This window comes from Brevibacillus sp. FSL K6-0770 (genome assembly GCF_038000275.1).
Taxonomy (GTDB): Bacteria; Bacillota; Bacilli; order Brevibacillales; family Brevibacillaceae; genus Brevibacillus; species Brevibacillus parabrevis.
In genome coordinates this window covers 3,095,509-3,114,220 of sequence record NZ_JBBOBQ010000001.1, presented here as the reverse complement: position 1 = coordinate 3,114,220, position 18,712 = coordinate 3,095,509, and the positions used below count along the sequence as shown (strand labels likewise).

Genomic DNA, 18,712 nt, shown 5'->3' with positions numbered 1-18,712 from the left:
TATGACAATAACAAGCCCACACAGCATTCTGGAAGAAGTAAAACAGTTTGCAGAAGAAGAAATCAGACCGTTTGCTGCCGAATTTGAACAACAAAAAGCGCTTTCACGCGAGCTGATCAAAAAAATGGGGGAAAAGCGCTACTTGGCTGCAAGCTTTCCAGCACAGTACGGGGGCTTGCAGCTGCCCCCCCTCGAATACGGGAACCTGGTTGAAGAGATCGGAAAAGGCGCTCTGTCTGCCGCGATGCTGCTGACGGTTACGACCGGGCTGGTAGGCGAAACGCTCATCCGTTGGGGCAGCGACTACCAAAAAGCACAGTACGTGCTGCCCATCGCAAGGGGCGAGAAGGTCGGGGCTTTTGCTTTAACCGAACCGGGAGTAGGAAGCGGCGCCAAAGATGTGAAAACCTCCTACGAAAAAGCGGGCGACAAGTATCGGATTACCGGGCGCAAAAAATGGATCTCGTTTGGGGAGATCGCCGACTTTTTTATCGTCATTGCCTCCGATCCGACGACGAACGCGATCAGTGCTTTCCTCGTCGACCGCGAGCAAGAGGGTGTCCACATTCGCAAAATCGAAGGGCTGCTTTCCTGCGCAGCTTCCCAGCTTGCCGATATCGAGCTGCACGATGTGGAAGTGGACGCGGACAAGCTGATCGGCAAGGAAGGAATGGGCTTCACGGGCATTGCCAACTTCGCGCTCGACCAGGGGCGGTTTAATGTCGCCTGGATGGGCGTCGGACTGGCGCAGGAAGCCCTGGAAGTGATGGTTACGTATGCGCGCAAAAGAAACCAGTCCGGGCAGAAAATTTTCAACTTTCAACTGATCAAAGGCATCATCGGCGATGCCGTGACGAACGTTCATGCTGCTCGCTCGCTCTGCCGGGAAGCCGCTCGCATGCGAGCCGACAATCATCCGGACGCGATTGTGCAAACGACGATGGCGAAATACTTTTCCTCGGTAGTAGCCAACAAGGTTGCCTCCGATGCCGTTCAGGTGCTTGGCGCGAACGGCTGCTGCAACCTGTATCCAGTCGAACGTCTTTTCCGGGAGGCGAAAATTTTGGAGATCATTGAAGGGTCTTCGCAAATTCAGCAGCAAATCATCGCCATGCACGGCGCGAACCGCTACTATCAGCCAAAAAGGATTACGGAAGTATGAAAAAATTAGATGCCAATCAAGTCAGCGACATCATTTCTCTCAGTCCGATGCAAGAAGGGATGCTGTTTCATTACTTGAAAGAACCAGACAGCTCCCTCTATTTTGAGCAAATCAGCTTGCATGTTTCCTCGGCTGTCCATATCGCTGCATTTCAACAGGCATGGCGGCACGTCGTCTCTGTCAACGAGATGCTGCGTGCCGTTTTTCGATGGGAAGGGGTCAAAGCGCCTCTTCTCATCATCCTCAAAGAGCTGCCGGACTTTTTGCGCTATGTGGATGTATCGGCACAGGTGACCGCGGACCGCGACACGTTTGTGGCTAACCTGCTGGACGAAGATCGGGCAAACAAGTTTGATCTGCGGGAAGGCGCGTTTCGCGTCAGCCTGTACAAATTGGGAGACGAGGACTATCAGCTGATCCTGAGTCACCACCATATTTTGTTCGACGGGTGGAGCACGGGCATTCTTTTGGCTGAGTTCATGGAGACGTATCAGCAGTTGCTGGAGCAGCGCCAGCCGACCGTTGCGGCGAAGCGAAAATTCAAAGACTTTATCAAGTCGGTCCAGCAAAAAGACAAGGCAGAGCAAGAAACGTTCTGGAAAACTTATCTGCAAGAAGTAAATCCGCTCTGGTTGCAAGAGATTATCCCGGCCAATCAGTCTCGTGCAAGCAAGCACACCACGGAGAAAAAACAGGCCCGGCTGGACATCCCGCAGTCGCTTCATGCTGAAATCAAACGCCAAGGAAAGCATGCGATCAGCTGCTACCTGTACGGGGCATGGGCGTTGCTCCACTATTTTTATGCAGACAGCAAAGACGTGGTTTTTGGCACGACCGTCTCGGGGAGGGAGGAGTCTCTCGATGGCATAGACAAGATGGTGGGCTTGTTCATCAATACGTTGCCGCTGCGATTGGCGATCGACCCGGACGAATCCCTCCAGGCATTTTTGGAGCGGGTGTTTGCTTCGATGAATGCCCGCAAGCATTATGGCTCCACACCGTTGCGGGATATTAAAAAATACAGTGGACTGCCTTTTGAAAAAGAGCTGTTTGATACGGTGCTCGTCATTGAAAATTATCCGCTTCAACCGCATTCGAAAAATCGGAATTTCGTCATCGATTCCTTTTCATATAGAGAAGAAACCAATTATCCGCTCACGATCTTTATTACGTTGTGGGAGACGATCGAGCTTGTTGTCGACTACGACTGCCGCGTCTACAGCGAAGCGTTCGTGCAGGAGCTTTGTGCGCGCTACAAAATGATTTTGACGTATCTGGTGGAGCAGCCACTGGAAACGATTCGCACGGTTGACTTTCTGTTTCCCGAAGAGAAACAGAAGCTGCTGGGCGAATGGGTCAATACGAAAGTGGCTCTGCCCACGGGGAAAACGATCCATCAGCTATTCGAAGAGCAAGTGGACAAAACGCCTGAGCGCATCGCCCTGACATACGAAGGCCGTTCTTTTACGTATCGGCAAATGAATGAGCAGGCGAACCAGTTGGCGAATTTATTACAGGACGCGGGCGTTCAACCGAACCAGGTCGTGGGCTTGTTCATGGATAGGCGGCCGGAGCTGGTGATCGCGCTGCTCGGTATTTTGAAATCCGGTGGCGCTTATTTGCCGTTGGAGCCGACGCTGCCGCTGGAACGCTGCGCGACGATGCTTTCCGACGCTTGTGCCAATGTGGTGGTGTCCGTCCAGAAATTCACGGATGTGTTGGCTGGGCTTAAAACCAAGTGTCCGCTACTCCAAACCGTTGTGTGCATGGATCAGGCAGAAAGCGAAGCAGAGTACAGTCTGCGCGACTTGCAGCAATACGCTCGGGAAGTGGCGGTAACAGTCCCTCAAGCGACTTCCGATGATCTGGCATACGTGATCTATACTTCTGGATCGACCGGAGTGCCCAAGGGAGTCATGATCTCGCATGAAAATGTCGTGAATTTTCTGTACGCAATGGAACGGGAAATCGGTTTTGAACCCGAACATACCGTTCTGGCGCTCGCTGCCTACTCGTTTGATATTTTTGTCCTGGAGTCATTGGCGCCGCTCTGCTGGGGAATGAAAATGACACTGGCGAGCGATGCGGTGCTCAAGGACCCGGATGAAATCATGAAGCTGATCGAAGCTGAGTCGGTGACGATTCTCCAGGCGACGCCATCGCGGATGAAGCTGCTTGTGCAATCGGCGCGAGCGAGCAGTCTGCAGCAGCTGCAAAAGATTTTGATCGGCGGAGAAACGTTATCGGAAGATTTGTACAAATCGTTGCGCGCGATCACAAAGCAGTCTATCTACAATGTGTACGGCCCGACGGAAACGACAGTATGGTCTACGATCCAGCGGCTTGAAGAAACGATTTCTGTCGGCAAGCCGATTGCCAATGTAGGCATCTATCTTTTGTCGAATGAGAGAACGCTGCGCCCGCTTGGCTATCCGGGAGAAGTGTGTATTTTCGGGAAAGGTCTGGGGAAGGGGTACTTGAACCAGCCGCTGCTCACCGCCGAAAAGTTCATAGCCAACCCGTTTCAGCCGGGCGAGCGGTTATATTGTACGGGCGACTACGCCTATTGGCTGCCGGATGGCTCCTTGCAGTTTGTCGGGAGAAAAGACCATCAGGTCAAAATCCGCGGGCACCGCATAGAGATGGCCGAGGTGGAAAGCGCCTTGAAGGATTTTTCCCCGGTCAAAGATGTCGTCGTCATCGAAATAAAAGAAAAGAACGAGTCAGCCCTGGCTGCCTACTTGGTGGTCGACAGCGGTTTCAACTGGACAGCTTGCAAAGCGTTTCTCAAAACGAGGCTGCCGCATTACGCCATTCCGTCTGCTTGCTACCGGATACCGGAAATTCCGTACACCCGCAATTTGAAAGTGGATCGCAAAGCGTTGGTGCAAATGCAAAAAGACCCGCTGCATTTGTTGGAACATACGATCGAGCCGAAAAGCAAGCTGGAAGCGAAGATTGCTGAGACGTGGAAAAACGTGCTGGAAATCGAGCGGGTGGGCATACACGATCGGTTTTTTGATGTCGGCGGCGACTCGATCAACGTCATCCGCTTGTGCAATGAGTTGAAAGCGGAAATGAACACGGACGTTCCGGTGCAGACCATTTTCACCTATCCGACGATTCATGAATTGGCAAACTACTTCCACGCAAAAGCAACAGGGGAGAGCCGGACGGCCAAGCCTTCAGCCGAAAAGCCCAAAGCGGCCAAGCCCCGCACTGTGGATATTCAAGACACCGATGTTGCGATCATCGGAATGGCAGGCCGATTTCCGGGAGCGGCTGACAAGGAGCAGTTTTGGCGCAATCTCGTCAGCGGCAACGAGGCAATCAAGTTTTACAGCGATGAAGAAATGGAAGCGCTCGGCATCGATCGCGAACTGTGGAACAATCCGCATTATGTCAAGGCGAAAGGAAAGCTCGACGATATCGATTGCTTTGACGCCGAATTTTTTGGCTATACCGTAGCGGAAGCCGAGTGGATGGACCCGCAAATTCGCTTGCTGCATGAGTGCGCGTGGCATGCCCTGGAGGATGCGGGGTACGAGCCGGAAGCGTATCCAGGCTCTATCGGTTTGTATGTCGGCTCTGCCTACAATATTTATTGGGTGCCGGAGACGTTCTCTCCATCGCTTTACGCTTCTGAGCAATACCAAATTTATCACGTCAACAGCAATTCGTTCGCGACGCTGATTGCTTACCGGATGAATTTGCGCGGGCCAGCGATCACTGTCCAGGCAGCCTGCTCGACTTCGCTCGTGGCAGTTGATCGGGCTTACAAGGACTTGCTTTTTGGAGACTGCGACATCGCCGTTGCAGGGGCGGCTGCGGTTACTTTGCTGGATGAAGCCGGATATGTCCATCAGGAGGGGATGGTTTTATCCAAAGACGGACATTGCCGCGCCTTTGACAAAAAAGCGACCGGGACTGTCACCGGAAACGGGGTTGGGCTAGTCGTCTTAAAACGTCTCAAAGATGCGCTGGCAGATGGAGATCATATTTACTCTGTTTTGAAGTCCACGGCTGTCAATAATGACGGAAACCGCAAAGTGGGCTATTCGGCTCCAAGTGCGGAAGGACAAGCGGCCGTGATTCAAAAAGCGATCGAACGGTCCGGGATCGAAGCGGCGCAGATTCACTATGTCGAAGCGCATGGAACGGGAACGGCATTGGGCGATCCTGTTGAAGTGGAAGGGCTCAAACTGGCCTTCGACACGGACAAGAAAAATTACTGCGGGCTCGGCTCCGTCAAGACGAATATCGGGCATCTGGAAGCGGCGGCAGGGATTGCCGGACTGATGAAAACATCGCTCGCGCTCAAAAACCGGATGATCCCGCCGACGATCAATTGCGAAGAGGTCAATGGGCAGATCGATTTCGAAAATTCCCCGTTTTACCTCAATACGCAGCTGCTCGATTTGCAAAACGAAGACATGTTTCCGCTGCGGGCAGGCGTCAGTTCATTCGGGCAAGGAGGCAGCAACGCTCATGTGATTTTGGAGGAAGCGCCGCCAGCGATCGAGACGCCAGCGAAAAGGCGGTACCAAATGATCGCGTTGTCCGCTCACAGCGAGGCAGCGTTGAAAGAGATGAAGGGACGGATTGGCGAGCGGTTCAAGCGCGACGACAGCATCCAGCTGGCCGATGCCGCCTATACGCTGAAGGTAGGGCGCAAACGTTTTTCGCACCGCTCTGTCTTGCTTTGCACAGAAGTGCGGGAAGCGATTGAAGTTTTGACGGACAAAAACTCCCGGAAATCATGGGATTTTGTCGCTTCCGAGCAAACTTCTGCGCTTGTGTTCATGTTTTCGGGGCAAGGTGCGGAATATGTGAATATGGCCTTGGACCTTTACCGTCACGAGCCGCTTTTCCGCGAGAAGCTGGATGAATGCTTCGCGATTTTGCAAAACATCTCGGGTGTCCGCTATCAGGACTATTTGTACCCCGACCAGCCTGATGATCAGGGAGCGCGGGAGATACACAGGCAGAGCGTTTCCCAGCCGCTGCATTTTGCCATCGAGTATTCGTTGGCCTGGATGCTGATGGAGTGGGGCGCCGCCCCGTCGAACATGATCGGATACAGCATCGGCGAGTACGTCGCGGCGTGCATAGCCGGGGTTTTCTCGTTGGAAGACGCCTTGATTTTGACTTATCACAGAGGCAGGCTCATGGAAAAGCTCCCGGAAGGCGTCATGCTGACGGTTCCTTTGGCAGAGGAAGCTTTGCTTTCCATCTTGCCGCATGAGCTGTCGATTGCAGCCGTGAACGAGGAATCGTGTATTGTCGCTGGAAGCAAGGAGGACATCAGCCGATTCGAAGCCGCGTTGAAGGAGCAAAAGGTCATCAGCATGCGGCTCGCTATTTCCCACGCGGGTCATTCTAACATGCTGGATTCGATGCTGGCAGAATTTGGCGAATACGTACAGCGCGTTTCGTTCCAGCGGCCTGTGCTGCCGTTTGTGTCCAGCTTGACGGGCAACCCGATCACGCCAGAGGAAGCGGTCGATCCGGGCTACTGGGTGCGGCATTTGCGCGAGCCTGTCCGCTTTGTGGCAGGGTTGCAAAAGCTGGCGCAGCAGGAGCATACGTTATTTATCGAGATTGGGCCGGGACGAAATCTTTGCATGCTCGCCCAGCGGTTTTTGCGCCCTGAGCGCAACCAAAAGCTGCTCGATACGATCCGGGTGGAGCGAAAGCAAGTGGCGGACGACGAACAGCTTTTGAAGACGGTGGCGCAATTGTGGCTGTATGGGGTCGACCTGGACTGGAAACGGTTTTACGACGGCGAACGGCGCAGAAGAATTTCTTTGCCGGGATACCCGTTTGCGAAAAAGCGTTACTGGAACCATGCGTTTCGTTTTGACACCAGCCAGTTTGGCAAACGGGCGAAAGGCAAGCGCTTGGCAAGTGCAGCGCTACAGTCCGCGGCATCGCTCTCGTTTTCGCCTGCGCATTCGCAGGAGCGACTGTCTGGACAGGTGGCCGAATCCGCTCCAGTCGTTCATACGTTTGCAAGCGAAGAGGGAAGCGTGATCTCGCGGTTAGTAGGGGAGATCATCGGCGGTCCGAATGTAGGGGAAGACGAGGACTTGTTTGAAGCGGGATTTGACTCGCTCAAGGTTGTATCGTTTATTTCCAAGCTTGTGGATGCGTTCCAGGTGCAACTGACGATGCACGAGGTGTTCGCGCATCCGACGATCCGCGAGCTGGTGCCGCTCATTCGGCAAAAAGCGCCGCAGGCGGCTATCGTGATTCCGAAAGCGGCAGAAGCGCCGTACTATCCGGCTTCGTCCCAGCAAAAACGGCTGTATGCGTTGCAGCAGTTTGATGAAACGAGCACGGCGTACAACATTCCGGGCGTATTTTTGCTGCACGGGACGGTCGACCGGGAGCGGATGCAGGCTGCGTGTGAGGGGGTGCTGCAACGGCATGAGGCGTTGCGGACTTATTTTGAGCTGGACGGGCAGGAGTTGGTGCAAAGGATTGTTGCGGTTGCTTCGTCCTTTGCGCTTGAATGGCGGGAGATGCCGGGCGCGAGCGTGGAAGAAGCAATGGAAGGCTTCATTCGTCCGTTCTCGCTGCACGAAGCGCCTTTGCTGCGGATTCGCCTGGTGAGCATTGCGCCCGACCGCCACGTCATGCTGATCGACATGCACCACAGCATTTCCGACGGATTGTCAATTGAACGGCTGGTCAGCGATTTCCTCGCTTACTATGACGGACAGACGCTGGCGGAGCCGAAGCGGCAGTATAAAGACTTCGCTGTCTGGCAACAAAGCCGGGACGCAGCCGATTGGCAAAAGGAAGCGGACTTCTGGCTGCAGCAGTACAGGGACGGCTACGAAACGCTCGATTTGCCAACCGATTACCGCCGTCCGCCGATCAAGCATTTTGCTGGCGACCTGAGGCGGTTTGTGTGGACGGACGAGCAAGCGTCTGCGCTCCGCGAATTTTGCCGCGCACAGCAGTTGACGCCGTACATGCTGCTGTTCGGGTGCTTCTCGATCCTGCTGGCGAAATACAGCGGGCAGCAAGCAATCATGGTCGGGACGCCAGTGGGCGGACGCATCGGCGCGGAGACCGAAGAGACGGTCGGGGCTTTTGTCAATACGCTGGCGCTGCGCAGCTACCCGGCAGGGGAAAAGCGCGTAGTCGACTACTTGCAGGAGTTGAAAGCGTATTGCTTGCAAGCGTTTGAGCACCAGACGTACCCGTTTGAAGAGCTGGTGCAGCAGGTGGAAAAGGAGCGAGATCTTAGCCGTAACCCACTGTTTGACACAATGTTCGCCTGGGAGCAGCGCGATCGCAGCCAATTGCGCATTCGCGGGCTGGACGTGCAACGCCAGGATATCCACAGCGGCATCGCCAAGTTTGACCTGATGCTGCAAGCGTGGGAAGAGCAAGGGCAGATGGGCTTTGCGCTGGAATACGCGACGGCGTTGTTTGCCGCCTCTACGGTGGAGCGCATGGGCAAGCATTATACGCAAATTCTTCAAGAAATTTTGCAGGCTCCTGAGCAACCGATCAAGGAAATTCGCTTGATTTCAGCCGAGGAAGAACAACTGCTGCGGGACGGCTTCAACCAGACGCGTGTAGATGAGGACTGGAGCCGCAGCGTGGTGGCGCTCATCGAAGAGCAGGCAAGCGTGCGCGGCGACGAGCAAGCAGTGATATGCGAAGGACAGAGTCTGACCTATCGCGAGCTGAACGAGCGAGCGAATCAGGTGGCACGCTTTTTGCTCGATCACGGTTGCGAGAAAAACCAGATCGTAGGGATTGTGGCGGAACGCTCCTTGGCGATGATCATCGGGCTGCTTGCGATTGAAAAGGCAGGCGCGGCCTACTTGCCAATCGACCCCGCCACACCAGCCGAACGGATTCAGTATTTGCTCGAAGACAGCGGCGCTCGTCTCGTATTGACCCAAACAAAGCTGATCGAGCAAATGACTTTTACAGATTCTGCTGAGATTGCCGTCTACGATCTGGAAGACGAAGCGCAGTACGCCAGTTATGAACGCACAAACCCGGGTGTACCACTTTTGCCGGATGACCTGGCCTATGTGCTCTACACATCCGGCTCCACAGGCCAGCCAAAAGGAGTCATGCTAACGCACGGCGGCATGTCCAATCGCTTGTGCTGGATGGCGGCGCATTACGGCATGGACGAACAGGAAGTCGTGCTGCAAAAGACGACCTATACGTTTGACGTTTCGGTATGGGAGCTGTTTTTGCCGCTCATGATCGGAGGGGTACTCTGCTTCGCCAAACCAGGCGGAGAAAAAGACCCCGAGTATCTGTATCGTCTCATCAGCGAACAAGCAGTGACAACGCTGCACTTTGTACCGTCCATGCTGGCAGCGTTTCTCCACACCTTGCCGGAGAACGCGGACGAAGCTTCCTTTTCTCGCCTCAAGCGCTGCATTTGCAGCGGCGAAGAGCTAAGCATCGAAGTGAAGGACCGCTTCTTCCGAAAAATGCCGGGAGTAGAGCTGCACAACCTGTACGGCCCTACCGAGGCGTCGATTGACGTGACGTTCTATGAAGTGCGGGCAGAAGATCGGCTAATTCCGATCGGCAAACCAGTAGCGAACACCCGCCTGTACATCGTCACCGAAGAAGGCGGCTTGGCACCGATTGGCGTGCCGGGAGAGTTGTGCATCGCTGGCATCCAGCTGGCAAAAGGCTACCTCAACCGCCCGGAACTGACCGCAGAAAAATTCAGGGAACTGCCGCTGCTCCCCGGAGAACGGCTGTACTTCACGGGCGACCTGGCCCGTTGGCTGGAAGACGGAAACATTGCCTACTTGGGCAGAAAAGACACGCAAATCAAGCTGCGCGGTTTCCGAATTGAACTAGGAGAAATCGAGTCAGCGATCCAGTCCTATACAGACAAGATCGAGACGGTTGTCGTGGTCAGCCAGGGAACACAAGCGGAGAGCAAGGTGCTGTGCGCGTTTTTCAGCGCGACGGAGAAGGTCGACATTGGCAAGCTGAAAGCACATTTGCAGCGGCATCTGCCTGCTTACATGGTTCCGGTGCACTATCAGCAGCTCGCTGCGCTTCCGCATACGTCCAGCGGCAAGATCGACAGAAAAGCTTTGCCACGCATAACGGCGAGCGACGATGGGGATATGGCCGCGTCGGAAATGTTGGCGGGGGAAGATGGGCAGCTTCTTGCTTCTATTTTCAAAGAGACATTGGGCATCGAGAACATTTCCTCTAGCGCTCACTTTTTTGAGTTGGGAGGCAATTCGCTCGCCGCAATTGTGTTGAAAGCGAAAATTTCCGCCGCCTTCCAGGTGCAGCTGACGATGCAAGAGGTGTTCGCGCATCCGACGATCCGGGAGCTAGTGCCGCTCATTCGGCAAAAAGCGCCGCAGGCGGCTGACGTGATTCCAAAAGCGGCGGAAGCGCCGTACTATCCGGTTTCCTCCCAGCAAAAACGGCTGTATGCGTTGCAGCAGTTTGACGAAACGAGCACGGCTTACAACATTCCGGGCGTATTTTTGCTGCACGGGGCTGTCGACCGGAAGCGGATGCAGGCTGCGTGCGAAGGCTTGCTACAACGGCATGAGGCGTTGCGGACGTATTTTGAGTTGAACGGGCAAGAGTTGGTGCAAAAGATTGTTGCGGCTGCTCCGAGTGGTTTGGCAGTTTTGGGTACTCCGGCAGTTCCGAGTGCGTTGGCTGCTCCGAGTGCTTCGGCTACTCCGAGTGTTTCGGCAGTTCCGAGTGAGTTGGCTGCTCCGAGTGGTTCGGCAGTTCCAGGTGATTCGGTTGCTCCGAGTGATTCGGCAGTTCCGGGTGCTTCGGCAGTTCTGGGTGCTTCGGTTGCTCCGAGTGGTTTGGCAGTTTTGGGTGATTCGGCTACTCCGAGTGCCCCGGCTGCTCTGACTACTTCTGCTACTCCGCCCTTTGCGCTTGAATGGCGGGAGATGCCGGGCGCGAGCGTGGAAGAAGCAATGGAAGGCTTCATTCGTCCGTTCTCGCTGCACGAAGCGCCTTTGCTGCGGATTCGCCTGGTGAGCATTGCGCCCGACCGCCACGTCATGCTGATCGACATGCACCACATCATTTCCGACGGATTGTCAATTGAACGACTGGTCAGCGATTTTCTCGCTTATTACGACGGACAGACGCTGGCGGAGCCGAAGCGGCAGTATAAAGACTTCGCCGTCTGGCAGCAAAGCCGGGACGCGGCCGATTGGCAAAAGGAAGCGGACTTCTGGCTGCAGCAATATAAGGACGGCTACGAAACGCTCGATTTGCCAACCGATTACCGCCGCCCACCGATCAAGCATTTTGCTGGCGACCTGAGGCGGTTTGTGTGGACGGACGAGCAAGCGTCTGCGCTCCGCGAATTTTGCCGCGCACAGCAGTTGACGCCGTACATGCTGCTGTTCGGTTGCTTCTCGATCTTGCTGGCGAAATACAGCGGGCAGCAAGAAATCATGGTCGGGACTCCGGTTGGTGGACGGATCGGCGCGGAAACCGAAGAGACGGTTGGGGCTTTTGTCAATACGCTGGCGCTGCGCAGCTACCCCACAGGGGAAAAGCGCGTAGTCGATTACTTGCAAGAGCTGAAAGCGTATTGCTTGCAAGCGTTTGAGCACCAGACGTACCCGTTTGAAGAGCTGGTGCAGCAGGTGGAAAAAGAGAGGGACCTCAGCCGCAACCCGTTGTTTGACACGATGTTCGCGTGGGAGCAGCGCGATCGCAGCCAATTGCGCATTCGCGGGCTGGACGTGCAACGCCAGGACATTCACAGCGGCATCGCCAAGTTTGACCTGATGCTGCAAGCGTGGGAAGAGCAAGGGCAGATGGGGTTTGCGCTGGAGTACGCGACGGCGTTGTTTGCCGCCTCCACGGTGGAGCGCATGGGCAAGCATTATACGCAAATCCTTCAAGAAATTTTGCAGGCTCCTGAGCAGCCGATTAAAGAAATTCGCTTGATTTCTGCGGAGGAAGAACAACTGCTGCGGGACGGTTTCAACCAGACGCAAGTGGATGAGGACTGGAGCCGAAGCGTGGTGGCGCTCATCGAAGCGCAGGCAAAAGAGCGCGGTGACGAGCAAGCGGTGATATGCGAAGGGCAGAGCCTGACTTATCGCGAGCTGAACGAGCGTGCGAATCAAGTAGCGCGGTTCTTGCTTGAGCAAGGCTGCGAGAAAAACGAGATCGTCGGCATCATGGCAGAGCGCTCCTTGGCGATGATCATCGGGCTGCTGGCGATTGAAAAGGCAGGCGCGGCCTACTTGCCGATCGACCCCGCCACGCCGGCCGAACGGATTCAGTATTTGCTCGAAGACAGCGGAATGCGCATCGTCCTCAGTCAAACCGGATTGGTCGATCAAGCCGTTTTTGCGGATGTCGCCGTCTACGATTTGGAAGACGAAGCGCAGTACGCCAGCTATGAACGCACCAACCCCGGTGTACCGCTTTTGCCGGATGACCTGGCGTATGTGCTCTACACATCCGGCTCCACAGGCCAGCCAAAAGGAGTCATGCTAACGCACGGCGGCATGTCCAATCGCTTGTGCTGGATGGCGGCGCATTACGGCATGGACGAAAACGAGATCGTGCTGCAAAAGACGACCTATACGTTTGACGTTTCGGTATGGGAGCTATTTTTGCCGCTCATGATCGGAGGGATACTCTGCTTCGCCAAACCAGGCGGAGAAAAAGACCCCGAGTATCTGTATCGTCTCATCGACGAACAAAAAGTGACAACGCTGCACTTTGTACCGTCCATGCTGGCAGCGTTTCTCCACGCCTTGCCGGACAACGCGGATGAAGAAGCTTCCTTTTCCCGCCTCAAGCGCTGCATTTGCAGCGGCGAAGAGCTAAGCATCGAAGTGAAAGACCGCTTCTTCCGAAAAATGCCGGAAGTAGAGCTGCACAACCTGTACGGCCCTACCGAGGCGTCGATTGACGTGACGTTCTATGAAGTGCGGGCAGAAGATCGGCTAATTCCGATCGGCAAACCAGTAGCGAATACCCGCCTGTACATCGTCACCGAAGAAGGCGGCTTGGCGCCGATTGGCGTGCCGGGAGAGCTGTGCATCGCTGGCATCCAGCTGGCAAAAGGCTACCTCAACCGCCCGGAGCTGACCGCCGAAAAATTCAGGGAACTGCCGCTGCTTCCCGGAGAACGGTTGTACTTCACGGGCGACCTGGCCCGTTGGCTGGAAGACGGAAACATTGCCTACTTGGGTAGAAAAGACACCCAAATCAAGCTGCGCGGTTTCCGGATTGAACTGGGGGAGATCGAATCGGCGATCCAGTCCTATACAGACAAGATCGAGACGGTTGCCGTGGTCAGCCAGGGAACACAAGCGGAGAGCAAAATGCTTTGCGCGTATTACAGCGCGACAGAACAGATCGATTCAGGCCAGCTACAGGCGTATTTGCAGCGGCACTTGCCTGTTTACATGGTTCCGCTGCACTATCAGCAGCTCCCTGCGCTTCCGCATACGTCCAGTGGAAAAATCGACAGAAAGGCGCTTTCCCGCATGCCATTGAACGTGGAAAAGGAAAGAGCCGTTCTGCCCAAAACCGAGCAGGAAAAACAACTGTCGCTGATCTGGAAAGAAGTGCTGCAAATCGAGAAGGTCAGCATCCGTGACGACTTTTTCCAGCTCGGAGGAAACTCGCTCAGCGTCATCCACTTGCACAAGCGCTTGACGGAGCAGCTCGATCCAACTATTTCGATCGCCAATCTGTACCGATATCGCACCATCGAATCTTTCCTGGCTTACACGAGTCAGAAGGCGCACGCAGGCAAGTCGCAAACGATGACAGTGCCGGAACGCAAAGAGCGATTGCTGCAAGGCAATGCCAAACGATCACAGCGACTATCAAAAAGAAAAGGGACAAATAGCGATGAGTAAACAAGTAAACGGACTTGAGATTGCCATTATCGGCATGTCGGGAAGATTTCCGGGAGCGCTGGACATCGCAGGCTTTTGGCGCAATCTGGTCAATGGCACAGAAGCGATCGCGTTTTTCTCCCGGGAAGAACTGGAAAAGAGCGGCATCGACCCGGAGCTGCTCGCCCATCCAGACTACGTTCCGGCAAAAGGCTACCTGGAGAACAGCGAATATTTCGACGCCTCCTTTTTCAACTATTCACCGCTTGAAGCAGAGGTCATGGACCCGCAGGTGCGCATTTTTCACGAATGCGTTTGGGAAGCGCTTGAAGATGCGGGTTATTGCACTGACACGTACTCTGGTTTGATCGGTCTGTACGCGGGAGCTGCCAGCAGTCTTTACTGGCAGTCCCTCGCTTTTTTGTCAGAGAGCGCCCAACTGCTCGGTCCGTTTTCGGCCAACCAGCTCGCAAACAAAGATTTTATGTCGATGCAGATTGCCCATCGGCTGAATTTGAAAGGGCCGAGCATGACCGTCAACACGGCATGCTCGACATCGCTTGTCGCGGTCCATCTCGCTGCGCAGGCATTGCTGAACGGCGAGTGCGACCTTGCTCTGGCTGGGGGTGTCAGCATCTCCTTGCCGTTGAAGTCCGGCTACCAGTATCAGGAGGGCATGATCCTGTCGCCGGACGGGCACTGCAAGCCGTTTGACGCAGATAGTCAAGGCTCCGTGCCAGGCAATGGGGCAGGGGTTGTCGTCTTGAAGCGCTATGAAGAAGCAATCGCGGACGGAGATCACATTTATGCGGTCATCAAAGGTTCCGCGATCAACAACGACGGAGATCGGAAAAGCGCCTACACGGCTCCAAGCGTGGAAGGGCAAGTCGAGGTGATTCAGACGGCCCAGCAATTGGCCGAGGTAGATTTTGCCGACATTCACTTTGTCGAGACGCACGGCACAGGAACCGTACTCGGCGATCCGATTGAGCTGGAAGCATTGCGCACGGCTTTTGCCAGCGAGGAAGGCACGTGCCTGATCGGCTCGGTCAAGTCCAATATCGGCCACCTCGACGCAGCGGCAGGAGTTGCAGGGCTCATCAAGGCAACGCTCAGTTTGCAGCATAAGTTACTGCCGCCGACTTTGCACTTTCAAAAGCTGAATCCGAAAATTGACTTGTCTGACTCGCCCTTTGAGATCAATGCCAGGCTGTTCGATTTGACTGCCATCCAAGACACATTGCGGGCCGGAGTAAGCTCTTTCGGGATCGGCGGCACAAACGCCCATGTCATCCTGGAGGAAGCGCCGCCGCTGCCTAAGTCCGCGAAGGGCAGAGACTCGCAGCTTATCCTGCTTTCGGCGAAAAGTGAAACCGCCCTGGACCAGTCCAGCCTGAATTTGCTCGACTATATCCGTAAAAACCCGGATGTTTCCTTGGCAGATTTGGCGTTTACTCTCCAGGTTGGAAGAAAGGCTTTCGAGCACAGGCGCTTTGTCGTCGCCAGCCATACGGATGAATTGACTGAGGTTTTGCAGTCCGTTGGAAACGAAACAGGAAAGCGCTCGCGGAAGCTGTTTACAAGCGTTGTCGAGCAGGCCGACAAGAAAATCGTCTTCATGTTTCCGGGGCTGGGCAATCAATACGTGGAGATGGGCCTCGGGCTGTACCGATCTGAGCCGTTGTTCCGCAAAGAGCTGGATCACTGCTTTGCGATACTCGACCGTTACTTGGATGTGCCGAGCAAAGAGTGGTTCTTTCCACAAACGGATCGCGAGCAAGCCATGCAAAAAATCAGGCAGATCGACATTAGCCAGCTTGTGGTCTTCATTTTCGAGTACGCTCTCGGCAAGTATCTGATGGAGCTAGACGTCAAGCCTGATTATATGATCGGCTACAGCTTCGGGGAATTTGCGGCCGCCTGCCTGGCAGGGGTGTTTGCGCTAGAGGACGCCATTCGCGTGATTATCCGAAGAGGCCAGCTCATCAAGCAGACCGAAGAGGGAGCGATGCTGAGCGTCCCGCTGACAGAAGCAGAGCTTTTGCCATTGCTTCCGGAAACGCTCTCCTTGTGCATCGTCAACGGGCCGTCTTGTGTCGTCGGAGGAACGAGAGCAGCGGTGGAGCAGTTTGAGGAACAACTGAAGTCCCAAAAACAGCTAGGCATTCGCCTGGATACTGCCCATGCGCTGCACTCGGCTTTAATGGAGCCGATCAGACAGGCGTTCGAGGAGGAAATGCGGCAGATTCAGCTTCATCCCCCTCATATCTCGTTTATTTCCAATATGACCGGGGAGTGGATCACGGCTGAACAGGCAACAGACCCTGGCTACTGGGCGAGACAGCTGACGGACCCGATCCGCTTTGCTCGCGGTCTGCAACACATTTTGCAAGAAGACGCGCTAACTTTTGTCGAAGTGGGACCAGACCGGAATCTGAGTGCTCTGCTGCGCTATTTTGTTCAACGCGACTCGGCCCATACGATTCTCAATATCATCCGAAATCCGCAGGAAAAAGTAGACGACCTGTATTACTTGTACACCCGTCTGGGCCAACTGTGGGGAGCAGGCCATACTGTCGACTGGACAAAGCTGTACCAGTCCGAGAAGCGAAACAGACTTTCCTTGCCGACTTATCCGTTTGAGCGTGACTATCATTGGCTGGACGGCAATCCGTTTCACATGCTGCACGACAAGCAAGCATCCGCGAAAAAGAACTTGCAAAAGAAGCCGCAGATCGAGGATTGGTTTTATGCCCCTCTTTGGCAGCAAAAAGTGTTGCCGCTTGCCGCTCAGCCGCCAGCTCACCAAACGTATCTCGTCTTCGCCAATCGGGACTCGCTTTGCGACGAGCTGATTCGCCAGCTGTCGTCTGCCGGACAAGTTCCCATCGTCGTTTACAGCGGTGCGGAATTTGCCGCGAGCAGTCAAGGATATGTGGTAAATCCGGCTTCTTCCGCGGATTACGAAAATCTTTTTGCCAGCATGCAAGAGCAAAAGCTGCGAATCGACCATGTGCTGCATTTGTGGAGCGCCGGACAAAAGCCGAGCGCCCCTCTGGATGTGTTTGCCTTGCACAAGACGCAGCAAACAGGCTTTTACAGCGTCATGCATACAGCGCGAGGCTTGCAGCGCCTGGACAGGCACAGAGTCGTCCGCATGGCAGTCGTGACGAATGAAGCCGTGGCTGTGACCGGACAGGAGACGCTGTTTCCCGAGCACTCGCCGCTGATTGGGTTAGGGCACGTCATTCCCCAAGAGATGCACAACATCCGCCAGCTGACCGTTGATATTTCGTCCGCCGAGCTCGAAGCCGGGGAAGCTGCCAAGCAGATGGCCCAGATGCTGCTGGAAGAGCTTGCGCACGAGTCGGCAGATCGGTTGGTCGCGTACCGTCATTTCCAGCGCTGGGTTCCAAGTTATCAGCCTGTCAAGGTCACAGAGCCGAAGACAGAGCCTTTTCGCCAAAACGGCGTTTATGTAATTACCGGGGGCGCAGGCATGATCGGCTGGATGATCGGCAGCTATTTGGCCAAGCATTATCAGGCGACGATTGCCATCATTCAACGATCATTCCCGGTGAAGCAGGAATGGGCAGCATGGCTTGCCGAGCACGGAGAAAAGGACGAGCGAAGTATGCGCATCCGCGAAATGCTCGACGCAGAGCAAGCGGGAGCCACTATCGAAGTTTACCGGGCGCAAGTCGATGACTATTTGCAGATGTCCAATGCGATAGCCGAGATCGAAGCCGCTCACGGGACGATCCATGGCGTCTTCCATTGCGCAGCGAACATGGGAGATCACTTTTTCCATGCGATTGACCAGCTGGACGAGGGGCTTTGCCAGGCGATTTTTCAGCCGAAAATGGACGGGGTGCTCGTCCTCGATCAAATATTGGAGCAAAAATCACTTGATTTTTGTCTGCTTATGTCCTCGACAGCGGCTGTGCTGGGCGGGTATGGCTTTGCTGCGTATGCGGCGGCGAATGTGTTCATGGATGCCTATACGATCAAGCGAAACAGACAGCGCAGCGTGAAATGGAAAACGATTGACTGGGAAGCATGGCGGAGCCGTGAGAAAGCGGCGGCGAGGTATCAGTCTTCGATCGGCGATCTGGCCATGACGCCGGAAGAAGGGATCGAAGCGCTCCGCAGAGTATTATCGATGGATCGCTTGCACCATCTTGTGCATTCCCCCGGTGATTTGGAAGCGCGGCTGGATCAGTGGATACGGTTCTTGGAGCAGCCCGCAGGAAAAGCCAATGCTGTCGCCATGCCGAAAAGCGCTCGCCAAAAACGGAAAAGCACTTCCGCGATGGTCGACTATGAAAAGCCGTCCAATCACGTCGAACAAAGAATCGCAGAAATTTGGGAGACGTTTTTGGGGATTGAGGAGATCAGCACCAACGACAACTTTTTTGAGTTGGGTGCCACCTCTTTGACATTGATTCGCATCAAATCGCTTCTGGAAGAAGAGTTCCACAAGCCGATCCCGATTGTCGACCTGTTTGCCAATCCGACCATTGCCAGCTTGGCGAAAAGCATCCAGGCAGGTGAAACCGGAACAGGCGATGAAGGCGAGGCAACAAGGCTGAAAGAGCGGGAAGTCGCCGGAAGGGAGCTTTTGGCCAGACAAGCAGAGCTGAGAAAGAGAGAGTGAGAACGAGCTAATCCATGGGCATGT

General features: G+C 54.9%; 3 protein-coding genes. All 3 read left to right on the top strand.

From position 1 onward, the window contains the following. Position 1: 1 nt before the first annotated feature. The 3 genes from NST23_RS14575 to NST23_RS14565 are packed head-to-tail and all read left to right on the top strand — an operon-like array spanning position 2 to position 18,688. Positions 2-1,162 (top strand): acyl-CoA dehydrogenase family protein, encoded by a 1,161-nt coding sequence (locus NST23_RS14575; protein WP_340963982.1) that lies wholly within the window; start codon positions 2-4, stop codon positions 1,160-1,162. After that, a complete protein-coding gene (locus tag NST23_RS14570; protein WP_340963978.1) occupies positions 1,159-14,052 on the top strand; it encodes a non-ribosomal peptide synthetase/type I polyketide synthase in 12,894 nt (4,297 codons plus the stop codon). Before NST23_RS14575 ends, NST23_RS14570 begins: the two co-directional genes overlap by 4 nt. Then, positions 14,045-18,688, top strand: a complete 4,644-nt coding sequence (locus NST23_RS14565) for a type I polyketide synthase (RefSeq protein WP_340963976.1) — start codon at positions 14,045-14,047, stop codon at positions 18,686-18,688. Before NST23_RS14570 ends, NST23_RS14565 begins: the two co-directional genes overlap by 8 nt. Positions 18,689-18,712: the final 24 nt, after the last annotated feature.

Coding starts and splice junctions, on each gene's coding strand:
- NST23_RS14575 (WP_340963982.1), top strand. CDS start 2: ATGACAATAACAAGCCCACACAGCATTCTGGAAGAAGTAAAACAGTTT.
- NST23_RS14570 (WP_340963978.1), top strand. CDS start 1,159: ATGAAAAAATTAGATGCCAATCAAGTCAGCGACATCATTTCTCTCAGT.
- NST23_RS14565 (WP_340963976.1), top strand. CDS start 14,045: ATGAGTAAACAAGTAAACGGACTTGAGATTGCCATTATCGGCATGTCG.